The following is a 15,032-nucleotide window of genomic DNA, read 5'->3' on the forward strand; positions in this document are numbered from 1 at the left end:
TAAAACAATACAGTTCAGAATGAGCAACAAAACCCTGATGTAGAGACGCGATTTATCGCGTCTTCAAAGACCAATTATCTACACCAATAACCCTTAACCCAAGCGTATTGGGTTATAAAACTCGATTTTCTGCTAGTCCACGCAGGTGGACTTAGCCTGTGTAGTAGCGAATTATATTCGCCCAAAACTTTTCAAACATCCTCTAAGCACTTTAGTGCTTGCTGCCAACACTAAAGCCTGCATCCTGCCTTTTTTATTCTCCTGTATATAACTATTGTCACGGTTATATAACTGGAGATTCGCTATATTTAACAGTTAACAGGCAACAGTTCAAAGGAGTTAAAGAGATGGAAATTAAGCCAACTGACCCATCGCTAGCACTCATGGAAATTCCCCCTGGCTATCTCAACATTATGGGTTATGTTGATCAGTCAGAAGTGAATGGCCCTGGTTGTCGTGCAGTTGTCTGGGTACAAGGTTGTCTTCGTGAGTGTCCTGGCTGCTTTAATACTAACTCCTGGTCATTTGAGGCTAACCAATTGATTGCTGTTGATACTCTTGCCGAGAATATTCTTAGCAATCCCCGCAATATGGGTGTAACATTCTCTGGTGGAGAACCATTTTGGCAAGCAACTGCCCTGGCATCTTTAGCTCGGAAAGTCAAAGCTGCTGGGTTAAATGTAATGTCTTTTACTGGGTTTACTCTTAAGCAGCTACAGTCCCAATCCGCACCACCAGGTTCCCAAGAATTGTTAGAACAACTCGATATCTTGATTGACGGGCCTTTTGTACAATCTCTAGCAATTAATTCTCCCGATTCTCCAGTTTCTTCCAGTAATCAACGGGTTCGTGTGTTAAACCCAGCTTTTCAAGACCAAATTACTTGGGCTAGCGACCAGATAGAAATCCACATCCTCAAAGATGGTGGTCGCATTGTCACTGGCTATCAAGGTGGGCTGGAATTGACGGAATAATTCGTAATGACGCTCCTGCGTCGCTAACGCTGCGCTAACGTAATTCGTAATTCGTAATTTGTAACGAAAGTCATAGTACTTCAGTTCATTGATGGAGATAAAAGGCATGATTCATTTTTCTGAGCAAGCGACTTCAGTTTTAGGGTAATAATTACGAATTATTAATTACGAATTATGTTGGCTAGACCATTTGAGACAATTTTTGCTAAACACCGTGTATTTTGGGCTGTTTTCCTTCTTGGTACAGCACTGGTGGTAACGCTAGTACTGTCGCTTTCTCAAGGAGCAGTACCTTTAAATATGTCGGAATTGTGGCAAGCCATTCTCCACAAAGGCGATCCAATTAAACAGACAATTCTCTGGGATTTGCGTCTTCCACGCATTACAGCGGCTCTCATTGTCGGTGCAGCTTTGGGAATGTCAGGAGCACTGCTACAAGGAATGTTACGTAATAGTCTTGCTGATCCATTTATTTTAGGCATTTCAGCGGGTGCAGGATTAATTGTGATTCTTATGATCGTGTGGCAAATATTCCCGATCGCAATTCCTTTAGCAGCGTGGATGGGGGCTATTTTGACTTCTGCGATCGTTATTTTACTCGGTCGTGCGGGGTCGGGGATTTCTGTTGAGCGGTTGATTTTAGGTGGAGTGGCGGTGAGTTCTTTATTTGGTGCTGTACAAAGTACATTGCTGCTTTTAGCTGAAGACGGTCAAATTCAAATTGCGCTCAGTTGGTTAGTTGGTAGTCTTAATGGACGGGGTTGGCAAGAAATTGCTACACCTGCTCCTTATATCATCGTTGCATTGATCGGGGGATGCTTGTTGGCGCGATCGGTAAACGTGCTGGCTTTAGGAGATGATTTGGCTGTGGGTTTGGGGGTTTCGTTGACGCGATCGCGCCTGTTAATTGGTGGTGTCGCCACTCTATTAGCCGCAGGTGCCGTCAGCATCAGTGGCTTGATTGGATTTGTTGGTCTTGTTGTCCCTCATGGTGTACGCCTCATCGTTGGTACAGATCATCGCTTTGTTTTACCACTTTCCGCCCTTGCAGGTGCATGGTTACTGACTTTTGCAGATTTGCTCTCTAGGCTAGGAGCAGTAGAACTACCAGTAGGTTCCGTCACCGCCTTGCTGGGTTCACCACTGTTCATCTGGTTACTTTATCGTCGTTCTGCTGGGTTTAATAAATTTTGACCTAATAAGCTGGTGCTAAAGCCTTTTTCATCTATTTGAAGCACAATCTGTTGTGTGGATTCACAATTGTGCATCCCCAAGCTATGGTTGAACTACTGAAAATGGCTGTAAGTTGATACTATTATGCAATGTTCTTTACGCCTCAGTGTATAAAAAACTTGCCATTTTGGCTGCATGACTTTGATGGTCTCTGCTAAAGTATTAAAAGTCAATTACTTGTGGGCTATATTTACCGAGGTTTACTATACTTTTAAGAGCATTTAGCTAAGTCTGCTCATTTTGCTCTGCTAGCGGAACAATAAAAATTGCTGGTGTATTCTCTACAACAGCAACCAGCAAAATGATCAGTTTTGGTTTATTTACCTCGTCTATTTTAACATTGACGAGGTATTTTTTATCTGGGCAATGTCTAAGATCATGTCCGTTTAAAGACTGATTGTTTAGACTGATCTAGAAATATTCTATTGAAGAAGAATTCAGGAGTCAGAATAAATCAGTCGTGGATTCAGACCCGCAACTGATAGCGTAGCGTTAGCGAGTCCGCGAGCGTCTTGAAAACCACCAAATCTACGATTTGGTGGGGGTGCAAAAATGCTGGTTATTCATCCGCCAGTCATACAGAAAACATTACTGAATTCTGACTCCTGACTCCTGAATTCTGTTCAATAAGCACTGATAGGAAGCATCTCATTTTTGTCTATCAATTCAAAGATATTTTCCTAAACTCATACTTATTTAATTTATTCACTTGCATTTATACCAATTACCCCTATGATTATTAAGGCGATTGACAAAAGTTTCATCAATGTGGCAGATTCCCGAAACCAGATAATACCAATAAGCGCAACTAGGATAGTTCCCAATCCAGCCCAGACAGAATAAGCTACACTCACTTCAAGTCTCTTGAGAGCAAAAGTCAAAAAAGTAAAACAAAGTCCATAGAAGACAAATATTAATACCGAAGGAAGTGTTTTAGTAAATCCCTGCGATAATTTCATGCAAGTTGTGCCTGAAACCTCAAAAACGATTGCTATGATGAGGTAAATCCAACTGATTGACATATTTTTTGTAAGTGATTTGTTAACAGCAACCGATGGATGGCGCACCAGTCCATATCAATCGAATAAACAGTCCTGAAGCCACTCATTAATAGATAAGTTTAAGTGTCCTGACAGTTAAAATTGAACGCGTAGTAATGTAGTTTAGCGTGACTAGGAGCATGATTATGGGGCTTTATAGCTGATTGGTGAAGGAAAAAGCTTCCTATCCCTATGAAGAGATTATCTATTACTACATCTCAAGTCAGGATGATCCGAAAATTTATTATATCAGGATTGCTCTAATAAAGCTGAAGTGGATACTGCCGTGCTTCTAACTTTGTATTAAATTAGACTTTTTAGCCAGATGGAATGATATGTTTATTTCCACCATTACGTACTAAATAGCCATCATCAGCTGAGTACACCAAGACACATAAAAATCTTTCTTCCTCAATCCCCATTTTCAAGCTAGTTGGTGAACCATTGGGGTAACGACTGCTGTAGTATGATTGTGATTTTGTACTAATAATGGTATAGAAAATGACGGCTCAATTTGAATACAGCACTCTTGCTCATCCACAGGATATTAAGCAGCTTGAGACTATCCTTGAGCAGTGTTTTATCAGCGGACTTGGTGGTGAAGAAGCTTATATCAACCTGATTGGGGTAGAAAATTTCCGCATTATTCGGGGATGGGAGCAAGTAGTTGGTGGATTGGCAACTCTGGATATGGGTCAGTGGTGGGGTGGTGTGCGTGTACCAATGACAGGAATTGCGGCAGTGGGCATTGCTCCAGAGTATCGTGGTTCGGGAGCTGCGATCGCTCTCATGCAGCACATGCTCAAAGAACTTTATGCTAGGGGCGTAGCAATTTCCGCTCTTTATCCAGCTGTTCAAACTTTGTACCGAAAAGTAGGGTATGAGCAGGGAGGTAGCTGGTGTATTTGGGAAATTTCTACCAGGAATATCCAAGTGCGGGAGCAACCCCTGCCTTTAGAACCAGTAGTCAGCATCAATCATCAAATTTTTCATGAACTATATCAGCAGCAAGCGAGACTAACGCATGGATATTTAGACCGACATCCAGCAATATGGCAACGAATAATCCAGCCCGATGAGAAGGAAACAGTCTATGCCTATTTTATTGGTACTAAAGAGCAACCCCAAGGCTATATCATCTTCACTCAAGAGCGAACAGAAGATGGTGAAATCCTTTGGGTAAAAGATTGGGTACTTCGCACAGTTGCTGCTGCACAAACTTTCTGGTCTTTTCTGGCAAATCATCGCTCTCAAATTCACCAGGTGCGATGGAAGAGTTCTGCAATTGATTCTCTGACATTGCTACTACCAGAGCAAACTGCCAAAATATGGCGTGAGAGTCGTTGGCTGTTTCGGGTAATAGATGTAGTCAAGGCACTGGAAGCACGGGGTTATCCATCGGAAATCCAAGCTGAACTGCACCTAGAAATTCAAGATAATTTGCTACCTGCAAACAATGGTAAATTCATTCTTTCTGTCGCCAACGGACGTGGTGAAGTCACAAAAGGCGGAAAGGGAGAGTTACAGCTAAATATCCGCGAATTGGCACCATTGTATACAAGTTTGTTCACCCCCTACCATTTGCAACAAGTGGGAAAACTTAATGGGACAGAAAAGGCTATCTTAGCAGCTACGCAAATATTTGCAGGTGCTTCGCCTTGGATGCCTGATTTCTTTTAAAGGGAGTGGGGAAGGTGGGCCCCTCTGGGGATAAGGGGTAATGGGGAAGCGATTAAATTGTTGTGCCTCAAGTTTTGGCTCAACTGGTCGCGGCGCTAGCGTAGCGTTAGCGAGTAATCGAGCGTCGCAGTCCCCCACCATACATAAAAGTTGGTGGGTAAGAGCAAGCACCATAATTTTTCGATTTTACACCCAGTCCCTTTTACCTCACATCCCCAACGTTCCCCAATCAAAAAAACATAAGTTGGAAACATAATTAATCATTAGTTCGTCCTTCGGCTAGATTAGCAATTTCTGTTGTCAATTCACATCATAAAGAAAAATACCAGCGATTTTTTTTGATAAATCATGACTATCTGATCCTATAGGACTCATATTTGATTTCTGAAAAAACTCAGTACAACTAAGAAGCCTTCTTGACTGTTGCCTGTTGCCTATTCCCTATTGCCTGCCTACGCAAATTAGTTTAGAAATCAAAGCGGATTCCTATAGATAAGTAAGTATAGGTGAATCAATTAAGGTTTGTAGTTTGCGTTTGAGAGAAAATAGCGCAAACTACGAGCCACAAAATTGGATGTTCTCTACTTATTTATCATCAAAAAAATAAGTCAATGGGATTTATGCTTTTTTTCCGGAATTTCAGTATGATCAGCAGAAAACAATCTAAGGTAAAGTTGATTAGTTGCTACATAGTTGCATACCTACAATCATCAAAATGAAATCACATTTACTTGCGATCGGTTTAAGCAGTTTGCTTCTATTTGCAGGACAAGCTAAAGCTTCACGATTACAGTCTTGGTACTTTGATTCTAAGCAAAATCAATTACACCTAACTACAACTTCTGGAATTCAACCAAAAGCCTTTTTATTAGATAATCCTAATCGATTGGTAATTGACTTACCTGGAACTAGTTTTAATTCAGATAGTGTTAAAAAAGCTTTTGGTAATGCAGTCAAAGAAATTCGGATCGGAAAACTAGATAGTAAAACAACTCGTTTTGTCGTAGAATTAGCTCCAGGCTATCATATTGATTCCCGTAATCTATCCATCAAGGGAGATTCTCGTTCTCATTGGATTGTAAAATTTAACTCATTTGACCGTCAAACCAATAACATTACTGGGGAAAATAGACAAGATATTGCCATCAATTCCACAGATGCTTCAACATTTGCGGGAGTTGTAAACCTTGGTCAAGAAATGCAGGGCATCAGTTCTCAAATTCGGGCGTTGTTAGCAACTTATAAATCATTAAACCCCGGAATATTTTTCTTAGATTTAGATACAGGTAACTATATAGATATTAATGGCGAAAAAAGATTTGCTGCTGCCAGTACAATCAAATTTCCCTTATTAGTAGCTCTTTTCCAAGAAATAGACGCTGGTAGAATTAAACTAACAGATAAGTTAGTGATGCGGCGCGATTTAAGGGTTGGTGAAGCCGGAACTATGAAATACAAACCCGTTGGAACTAAATTTAGCGTCCTCCAAACTGCTACCTTGATGATGACCATTAGTGATAATACCGCCACAAATATGGTTCTTGATCGTTTGGGTGGTACAGCAAAAGTTAACCAACGTTTTCGTGGCTGGGGATTGCAAAATACGGCAATGCAGAATTTACTTCCAGATATTCCTGGCAAAAATACAACCAGTTCCAAAGATTTAGTCAGATTGGCGGCGTTAGTTTCTAATAATCGTTTGCTATCTCCAAACAGCCGCAATCAAGTTTTAGGGATTATGCGCCGTGTCAAAACTAATAGTTTGCTACCGGCTGGTATTGGTAAAGGAGCTACCATTGCTCACAAAACTGGCACATTGAGATTCATCATTGGTGATGCGGGTATTATTGAAATGCCCAACGGTAAAAGCTATTTAGCAGGCATTTTGGTGCAAAGACCAAACCACGATCGCAGAGCTGGAGATTTTGTCCGTGAAGTTTCTCGCAGAGTCTACAATTATCTAAGCCAAACCAGAGTTAGCAATATAGAACCGAACTCTAGCGAGCGCACTCCTTAGTAATGGGGACGAGAGGGAATTATTGAAGAAGAGGAAAAGGGGCAGGGAGCAGGGAGCAAGGGGGATAGAACAGAAAGGGGATTCCACCCCTCCCTCTTCGAGAACCACGCTTGGTTGTTGTGGGTGAATCAGACCCATGTTCCGCTCCGCTTCACGGCAGGAGTCAGGAGTCATTTCCCCTTGCTCCTTTTCCCCCTGCCTCTTATTGAATAAATCCTTCCCTCATTTCCCTCACCTGAGTTAACTTGCTAGTTAACTCAAGAAATTTGGCGTACCACTACCACCATTCTTACCAACAGGAGGAATTTCCAGTAGGCTATCTGTGGCTTTGCCAGTACCATCATTAATAACGGACGTAGAGTTACCCCCTGGATGTCCATTGGGAATGAACAATTGCGGATGATCAAAGGGCGCTTTGTCATAACGAACTCGCTCATCGGTGAGTCCTTTCATGAAGGCTACCAAGTCATCTTGTTCAGTTTGGCTTAGTCCCAACGGGGCGAGGGCACTTTGCGGGCGGAAATCTCCACCACGATTATAGAAGTCCACCACTTGCGGCAGAGTCAAATAACCACCATTGTGAAAGTAAGGGGCGGTTAGTTCTATGTTGCGTAATCCGGGAGTCTTAAAGCTTCCATCTGCAACTATTCTGTCATTGGGGCTAACTGTAATATTGGGGTTTGAACCGAGAAGTAATGGGAATTTATCCAAAGCAGCAACTCGCGACTCTGAAAGCGGGTTGCCAAATGGGTCTTGACCACCAACACCAGTGTCTTCTAGGGTACGTCTAACACCAAGATTGAAGAAGCCATTGTCAAAGACAATTCTGAGATTGGGAATGTTTATGGTTCCCAGTCGTTGCTTCTTTATATTGCTCACCGAGGCGTTGGTAAGTTCTAGGCCACCGTGACAACCGATGCACCGAGCTTTACCCTCGAAGAGTTGTTTCCCTCGTTGCTGCTGCTCGGTGAGAGCGGTGGTGTTTCCTTCCAAGAAGCGATCGTAGGGTGTATTGTCGGAAATAAGTGTAGACTCGTACATCTGAACTGCCAGCCCGAAGAATAACGAGAAGTTATACTCCGATAGCGTGTACTCATCGGTTTCGGAAGAGTTATCAGGTTTTTTGACAAAACTCCGTCTACCTTCAGCATCAACTTGGATGAGTTGATTAGACTTCCACCACTCCGGTTTGAAGGCATCTTTAACCAGTTGATCGTAAGTTTTATCTTTCAGTCCCGGTTTAGGCCATCTACTGTCTGCACCTAAAACGCTGTCTTGTGGATGCACAACCTGTTTGCCTAGCGGTTTGAGGCGAGATAACTTTTTCGCCAGTTTTCGGGGAAGCTTTTTACCCTTACTAGCACTACGAGATTTTCTGTCAATTCGCCCGAACTTATCACCAATTTCTTCAAAGGTGCGACCATCAGCCGACGACTCAAAGGAACTGAGTGGCGGGCCAACCGCTTGGGAAGCCAAAGACGAATTATTCAGGCTAACTTTGACAAACTTGAGTTGATTTGGGTTTTCTGCTTTGACAACAGAGGCGTTAGGATCTCTCAAACCGAAGGGATTCACCCCATTAAAGATATCCTGTGCCCTTCCATCCCAGAAGTTGCGGAAGTTGAATACTGCATTAATTACAGTTGGTGTGTTACGCGGTTCAACGCGGCGCACATTTACGCCTCCCACGTTAAAAACCGGATCTGGCTCATTTTTCACTTGGTCTTCCGCATTACCAGGTGTGACATCCACAAACTTTGTATTGAAAACCCCCTGAGAAGAACTGACATCATTAATGTCACTGTGGAAGGGAAAATCTTCTGGTTTGAGTTGGTAGTTTGGTAGGCCGCCTACATTAAAAACTGTATCTGGATTTTCTGTACCATCAGAGTTGATCCGCAAAAGCCCAGGAGCGATCTGATTTTTGGATCTATTGTCGGCTCCAGCATGGAAGTGACAACTAGCACAGGAGGTCTGTCCATCACTCCCAACCTGCATATCCCAAAAAAGAGTTTTTCCTAACTTGATTGCAGCTACTTTGTCTTTTACGAAGTCTCCAAGATTGTCAGGTTCTGGAACCGATACGCTCTTGAGCGAAACTGGAGGCGATCCCGTAACCTGTGCCGATACAGTATTTCCAGCGATTACTGCTGCCATAATAAGGACAGCAATTGTTGTAGTCTTTAAAAATCTTGATCTCAAGTATTTAAGCTTGCTATATCCGAATCTCCACTCTTGGCGCTTGATTTTTGTCACCACAGATTTGAGCAAAAATCGACCTTTGGAGGTTAGTAGCAAGTAAATTGATAAGCCTGTAATAAAGACTACTAAGATTATGATGGGTATAAACCCCATAATTTTTATACTAAAGTGACGCCGAAATAAATCATACACTTACGTGGAAGTCCAAAATTTAATATTCATGTAAAGTAATTACGCAATTTACTAATTTTATGTAAACAAAAAACGCCATCTACTGGCTCAAAATAAATTGGGTAGAGTAGATAAGTTGTTCTATGTTGAATTTATATGAAGCAAACTATTAAGAGAGTTTCTCAATAACAACTTGTAAAATCTAGATATGCAAATTAGATACGTTTTAATTTATTGTCAGCCCTACTTTCAGTAGGATATTTGAATGTCACTACATCAAAGTTCTGGACGCTGGCGCTTAGGGCTAGCATTATCGCTATTGACGGTTTTATTGTGGGGAATTTTACCTATTGCTTTGACGATAACTCTGCAAGCACTTGATGTCTATACCGTTATTTGGTTTCGCTTTTTGGCATCATTTATACTACTTGCTTTGTATTTAGGAATACGCGGTAAATTACCAAAATTAGAACAACTACGCTCTGCTTCTTGGAAATTATTAGCGATCGCTACACTTTTCTTAGGGATTAATTACTTTCTGTTCATGCAAGGTTTAGCACTAACATCACCTGCTAACGCTGAAGTTCTCATTCAATTATCTACCCTTTTATTAGGTTTAGGAGGGTTAGTTATTTTTAAAGAACGTTACAGACTGTATCAATGGATTGGTGTAAGTGTAATGATTTGTGGTTATCTTTTATTCTTTCGTGAACAACTAACAAATTTAATTACAGCCCAAAGCACATACATACTAGGTAGTGTTTTGATTGCGTTAGGAGCAGTAGCATGGGCTATTTATGCTTTGGCACAAAAGCAGTTATTACAATCTTTATCTTCTCCTAGTATCATGTTGATTATTTATGGGGGATGTGCTTTATTATTCACTCCTCTAGCCAGAGTAAAATCACTTTTTATACTTAACAGCTTTCATTTAGGAATGTTGGTTTTTTGTGCGTTGAACACTTTAATTGCTTACGGTGCATTTGCCGAATCATTAGAACATTGGGAAGCATCACGAGTAAGTGCGGTAATCGCTTTAGCTCCCATTGTGACATTAATATTAGTCGCAGTTGTATCAGTTATTGCACCTTCTTGGATACCATCAGAACACTTCACTTTCATCGCCATCTTAGGAGCGGGTTTCGTAGTCACAGGTTCAGTAGCGATCGCCTTGGGAAAAGCTGATTAATCAGAATATTTTTCCGGATTTTTACTGGGTTTTCCATCTAGTAAATTGGTGCAATATTCAAAGCTACAACATAAATACTGAGGCAGACTATTTTTTATTTGTTATGATTTAATAGTGAAGGCAAACTACTGAAGTCATCTGGATACTTTACCCATCCCTGTGACTCTGTAGTATTTAATTGTTGACCTGATAGCCGAAAAAATTATTGAAGAATAATTCAGAAATCAGAATTTAGGAGTCAGAATCTATTACTAGGCATTGGGAATCACTACTTTTTTGTTTACTACCAGATACTAGTTTTGGTAGGAATTTGAAACCCATTTATACCCATTATCTTAAGCAAGCTACATTCGCAAGTCATACATAATTCATCCTGAATTATCACTCCTGACTCCTAAATTCTGTTCTGATAAAATTGAGGCTAAGAACTTTAAGTAAACCAAGCAGGGCGCCCGAATAACTACCAAAGCCAACACCTGATAAAACCAGACCACCGAAAAAGTTGAGCGATGAATAGTTTGTTTGGTAATTGGGCCAGCACCCTAAGAAAAAATTCTCTATTGCTGGTTCTTTCAATGGTGCTGCCAACGTTTGGAATTAGCAATTCTGTCTTGGCAGCAGAGCGGATTTATGCATCTTATTCAGCTTTAGAGCTTTCCATTTCAGTCACGACTTTAGAAAACTACGCCAAAACAGGCGTAATTAACGAAGACTTGGCAGGATATCAGCAATATCTGCCTCTACAACAGCTTCAAGAATTGCGGCGGATTTTACTCAATCGTGTGAAAGTTAGTCCGGTAGTAGTTTCACAACTTCTCTACACACCACAAGGAGAATTTTTACTGCATCGGTTGGCGCAAGTCATTAAAACCAATCAACCAGAACCAGGATTTGGTGCTTTGCGTTCGGCGCTAATTTTAGCCTCTGCTGAATCGGGAGGCTTGACACTTTTGAATGTGTTGCGTAAATATCCCAGTAGCAGCATTCGTCTTGATGTCGCCGAGACTCTGGAAATAGCTACAGAATTGGAGAGACTTGTTAACCAAACCCATCAAGCGATCGCAGCAGTTTCCCAAAAGTCTAAAATAGAAGCTGATACCATTTCACAACCAAATTTCTCGCAATTACCTGATTTAAAGGTTCCGGGAAAGTTGAAGTCGCAAAAATACACTCTGAAGTTTTTCGACTCAACGCGCAATCGGCTTCTATTAACTGATGTTTACATTCCCAATGTCCAGAAGACTGCACCCATAATTGTAATTTCTCACGGCTTGGGTTTAGACAGCAGCAACTTTCAATATTTAGCCACTCATCTAGCTTCCTACGGATTTGCCGTTGCCGTTCCCAATCATCCTGGTAGTGATACTAAACAATTGCGTTCGCTGTTAAATGGACGCGCCATTGAAGTAGCAGAACCGAGTGAATTTCAAGACCGACCAATGGACGTAACATATATACTGAATCAATTGGAAAAAGGTAATCAATCTGATTCACGGTTTAAAGGTCGGTTAAATCTGCAACAAGTCGGAGTACTTGGTCAATCTTTGGGAGGCTACACAGCCTTGGCTCTAGCAGGCGCTAAAATCAACTTCAAGCAGCTAAAACAAGACTGTCAACCAGCAGCACTGCAAAATACCTGGAATATGTCTTTACTGCTTCAGTGTCGGGCTTTGGAATTGAGCATCAGCAAGTCTGGCAAGGATTATAACCTGCGGGATGAGAGAGTGAAAGCTGCGATCGCAGTTAATCCCATTACTAGTTCTATTTTCGGCAAAGCTGGCTTAAGTCACATCCAAACTCCAGTGATGATTGTCAGCAGTAGTGATGATACAGTTGCACCAGCTTTATCCGAGCAAATTTTACCTTTCTCCTGGTTGGCGAATTCACAAAAGTATCTCGTCATGCTTGAAGGTGGTACCCACTTTTCCACCATTGGCAATGGAAACCCTGCAAATCAACAAGTAGCATTACCTGCCGATATGATTGGTGATGCTTCCCAAGCGCGTCGTTACATGAATGTTTTGAGTTTACCTTTCTTCCAAACCTACGTTGCAGGAAGGCCGCAATACACCCCTTATTTGAACGCCGCCTACACTCAAAGTATTTCTAGTAAATCGCTTGGGTTGAGTCTCGTAAAGTCATTAAGTACAACCGAATTAACTCAATTACTGGATATCAAAGGAGGCAAACCCGCAAAAAAAAACTCCCCAACACCATAGTCAGCTTCGGATTTTGGATGTTGGATATTGGCGTTACATTGCTGCATGTGATGATTTTTATTTGACGTAAATAAAACTGAGGATTGGGTGTCAAATCGATACCCACCACTAAATTTTCAAACCTCTTTTTGAGAAACTACTTGCGTTCGACTCTGTTAGGCTTGAAGTAGGTCTGTGGATAGAGGCTATGAGGTTGAGTATATTTATAATAGTAACTGGATAGTCAAAACACCACCTCTATCCCTAGCCCTAGTACATTTACAGAATGTTTCTATAACACTGTTATCTAATGGATAAATCAGAATTCAGGATTTAGGAACGGAGTCTTTGTCTTTGTTCCTAAATTTTGAATTTTTAAGTATTCTTCAATTAGCTATTTGAAAGGCTACACAAGCAGAAAATTTTGGGAAAAATATAGTTATGAACATGACAAGAATTGTTGCAGGCAAACTAGTTATTGCCATGTTTACACTAGGAATTTCTTCTTGCATCTCACCAACATCTGAATCAGCAAACACTAACAATCAAGAAACAGAAGCAACAGAACAAGTCAGTCAAAAAACTTCTACCAATAATCAATGTACTCTCGTTGATAATGGCTTTGGTTCACAAGGAGAGGTAAATGTACAGGCTGAAGAAGTGGTAACAGGTCTTGAGGTTCCTTGGGGAATTGCCTTTCTCCCAAACCAAGATATGTTAGTCAGTGAAAGACCTGGACGGGTTCGCCTTGTGCGGGATAGTAAACTTGTCCAAAAACCTGTAGCTACTATTGATGTTACAGATAGCGGTGAAGGTGGTTTACTTGGCATTGCGACTCATCCCAACTTTGCCGAAAACCGACTTTTTTACGTGTACTATACTGCTGATAGAAATGGGTCGCAGGTGAATCGCGTTGAACGATGGCGATTATCCCAAAGTGGACTCAGTGCTTCATCAGATAGAATAATTCTCGATGATATTCCCGTAGCGGTGTATCACAACGGTGGTCGCATTCGTTTTGGTGCTGATGGAATGCTCTATATTGGGACTGGCGATGCGCGAGACCCGCAAAGTTCCCAGGATGTTAATAGCCTTGCTGGGAAAATCTTGCGTCTGACGCCTGATGGACAAGTGCCGCAAGACAATCCGTTTCCAAAAAATCCCGTATATATCTCTGGTATTCGCAACACTCAAGGGTTTGATTGGCATGATGCATCAACACTATGGGTAACAGACCACGGCCCTAGTGGTGAGTTAGGTAGAAGTGGTCACGATAAAGTTAGTGTCGCCAGAGCAGGAGACAACCTTGGCTGGCCCACCATCTACCGTTGTGAATCAGGAGAAGGACTGATCACTCCGTCCATTGTTTGGCGTCAAGCTTTACCTCCAGGTGGGGCAGCAATTTATACCGGAAATTCTATTCCTGAATGGAAGGGTAGTTTAATCATTCCGACCCTCCGCTCCGAACACTTGCAGCGTGTCGTTTTCAACCCACAATCACCCCAGCAAGTCGAGCGTCATGAGGTGTATTTGCAAGGTAAATACGGACGACTCCGAGAGGCAATTATGGGGCCAGATGGCGAGTTGTATGTCACAACTAGTAACTGTGATGGACGAGGGAGTTGCCCTTCACAGCAGGATAAAATTCTCCGCATTACCAAATGAAAAAGATGAAAAGCTCACGCCTAGATATAGAGAGCAAGAGTTTTAAAACACTGATTTTTTTATTTCATCCTTTTATTCAAAAACGCCGAAATCGTTTATAGTAATTATTTTTCTCTCTCTTTATAATTACGAATTACGAATTACGAATTAGTAATTATTTCGGTAAATTTTTCAAATTTTGTTGCAAGTCAAGTAGCAGCAGTAGTTGGTGCTGTCACTTTTTGTTCACATTTTTTGGCAATAATGAAGATTGCTAGAGAAAGGGGTTACGAATGTTGATAGTAAACTTCTTACTAACTTGGCTAGTTGGCGCTCTATCACTATTACTCACAGCCTATTTTGTACCAGGCTTTGAGTTTAACGCTTTTAGTACAGCCGCAGTTGCCGCATTGATTTTAGGGTTAGTCAATGCAATTGTTCGACCTTTTTTGGTGATTTTAACATTTCCCCTTACCATTATCACGCTAGGCTTGTTTCTCTTTGTTGTTAATGCGCTCATGCTTTTGCTGGTAGGATTTCTCGTTCCTGGATTTATTGTTGCTGGTTTCTTACCTGCATTATTAGGTTCAGTTGTTCTGACAATTGTTTCTACCGTACTAGGACTTTTAGTTAGAAATGTAACTTAAGATTGATTGGTGTAAATCTTCATTAAGTCATCAAGGA

At 41.4% G+C, this 15,032-nt stretch carries 10 protein-coding genes; 8 read left to right on the forward strand and 2 right to left on the reverse strand.

The features are described 5' to 3' along the window. Positions 1–347 precede the first annotated feature (347 nt). Positions 348–974: a 4Fe-4S single cluster domain-containing protein gene (locus HUN01_RS11225; RefSeq protein ID WP_181931332.1), complete on the forward strand. Its 627-nt coding sequence runs from the start codon at positions 348–350 to the stop codon at positions 972–974. Between the two features lie 174 nt (positions 975–1,148). Continuing rightward, positions 1,149–2,168: a FecCD family ABC transporter permease gene (locus tag HUN01_RS11230; RefSeq protein WP_181931333.1), complete on the forward strand. Its 1,020-nt coding sequence runs from the start codon at positions 1,149–1,151 to the stop codon at positions 2,166–2,168. 740 nt (positions 2,169–2,908) lie between these two features. Here HUN01_RS11230 and HUN01_RS11235 read toward each other — a convergent pair. Further along, positions 2,909–3,229, reverse strand: coding sequence for a DMT family transporter (locus HUN01_RS11235; RefSeq protein WP_181931334.1), 321 nt, complete (start codon positions 3,227–3,229; stop codon positions 2,909–2,911). A gap of 519 nt (positions 3,230–3,748) precedes the next feature. Between HUN01_RS11235 and HUN01_RS11240 the strand changes: the two genes are divergently transcribed. Next, the gene (locus HUN01_RS11240) at positions 3,749–4,927 is read left to right on the forward strand and encodes a GNAT family N-acetyltransferase (RefSeq protein ID WP_181931335.1); all 1,179 of its coding nucleotides are present in this window, start codon (positions 3,749–3,751) and stop codon (positions 4,925–4,927) included. 715 nt (positions 4,928–5,642) lie between these two features. After that, complete coding sequence (locus HUN01_RS11245; RefSeq protein WP_181931336.1) at positions 5,643–6,944, forward strand: serine hydrolase; 1,302 nt, start codon at positions 5,643–5,645, stop codon at positions 6,942–6,944. A gap of 252 nt (positions 6,945–7,196) precedes the next feature. Here HUN01_RS11245 and HUN01_RS11250 read toward each other — a convergent pair whose 3' ends face one another. Then, entirely contained in the window at positions 7,197–9,101 is a 1,905-nt protein-coding gene (locus tag HUN01_RS11250; protein ID WP_338044542.1) for a cytochrome-c peroxidase, read from the reverse strand. 481 nt (positions 9,102–9,582) lie between these two features. Here HUN01_RS11250 and HUN01_RS11255 point away from each other — a divergent pair, with 481 nt between their 5' ends. The 4 genes from HUN01_RS11255 (at position 9,583) to HUN01_RS11270 (ending at position 14,995) form a co-directional block, all read left to right on the forward strand. Next, a complete protein-coding gene (locus HUN01_RS11255) occupies positions 9,583–10,506 on the forward strand; it encodes a DMT family transporter (RefSeq protein WP_181931338.1) in 924 nt (307 codons plus the stop codon). A gap of 509 nt (positions 10,507–11,015) precedes the next feature. Next, the gene (locus HUN01_RS11260) at positions 11,016–12,725 is read left to right on the forward strand and encodes an alpha/beta hydrolase (protein ID WP_181931339.1); all 1,710 of its coding nucleotides are present in this window, start codon (positions 11,016–11,018) and stop codon (positions 12,723–12,725) included. Positions 12,726–13,145: 420 nt separating this feature from the next. Next, positions 13,146–14,369, forward strand: coding sequence for a PQQ-dependent sugar dehydrogenase (locus HUN01_RS11265; RefSeq protein WP_181931340.1), 1,224 nt, complete (start codon positions 13,146–13,148; stop codon positions 14,367–14,369). Between the two features lie 272 nt (positions 14,370–14,641). After that, entirely contained in the window at positions 14,642–14,995 is a 354-nt protein-coding gene (locus tag HUN01_RS11270; protein ID WP_181931341.1) for a phage holin family protein, read from the forward strand. Positions 14,996–15,032 lie beyond the last annotated feature (37 nt).

Source organism: Nostoc edaphicum CCNP1411, from assembly GCF_014023275.1.
In the GTDB taxonomy this organism is placed as follows: Bacteria; Cyanobacteriota; Cyanobacteriia; order Cyanobacteriales; family Nostocaceae; genus Nostoc; species Nostoc edaphicum_A.

Bases quoted from the DNA above. Each gene is read 5' to 3' on its own strand.
- HUN01_RS11225 (WP_181931332.1), top strand. From the start codon at position 348: ATGGAAATTAAGCCAACTGACCCATCGCTAGCACTCATGGAAATTCCC.
- HUN01_RS11230 (WP_181931333.1), top strand. From the start codon at position 1,149: ATGTTGGCTAGACCATTTGAGACAATTTTTGCTAAACACCGTGTATTT.
- HUN01_RS11235 (WP_181931334.1), bottom strand. From the start codon at position 3,229: ATGTCAATCAGTTGGATTTACCTCATCATAGCAATCGTTTTTGAGGTT.
- HUN01_RS11240 (WP_181931335.1), top strand. From the start codon at position 3,749: ATGACGGCTCAATTTGAATACAGCACTCTTGCTCATCCACAGGATATT.
- HUN01_RS11245 (WP_181931336.1), top strand. From the start codon at position 5,643: ATGAAATCACATTTACTTGCGATCGGTTTAAGCAGTTTGCTTCTATTT.
- HUN01_RS11250 (WP_338044542.1), bottom strand. From the start codon at position 9,101: ATGGCAGCAGTAATCGCTGGAAATACTGTATCGGCACAGGTTACGGGA.
- HUN01_RS11255 (WP_181931338.1), top strand. From the start codon at position 9,583: ATGTCACTACATCAAAGTTCTGGACGCTGGCGCTTAGGGCTAGCATTA.
- HUN01_RS11260 (WP_181931339.1), top strand. From the start codon at position 11,016: ATGAATAGTTTGTTTGGTAATTGGGCCAGCACCCTAAGAAAAAATTCT.
- HUN01_RS11265 (WP_181931340.1), top strand. From the start codon at position 13,146: ATGAACATGACAAGAATTGTTGCAGGCAAACTAGTTATTGCCATGTTT.
- HUN01_RS11270 (WP_181931341.1), top strand. From the start codon at position 14,642: ATGTTGATAGTAAACTTCTTACTAACTTGGCTAGTTGGCGCTCTATCA.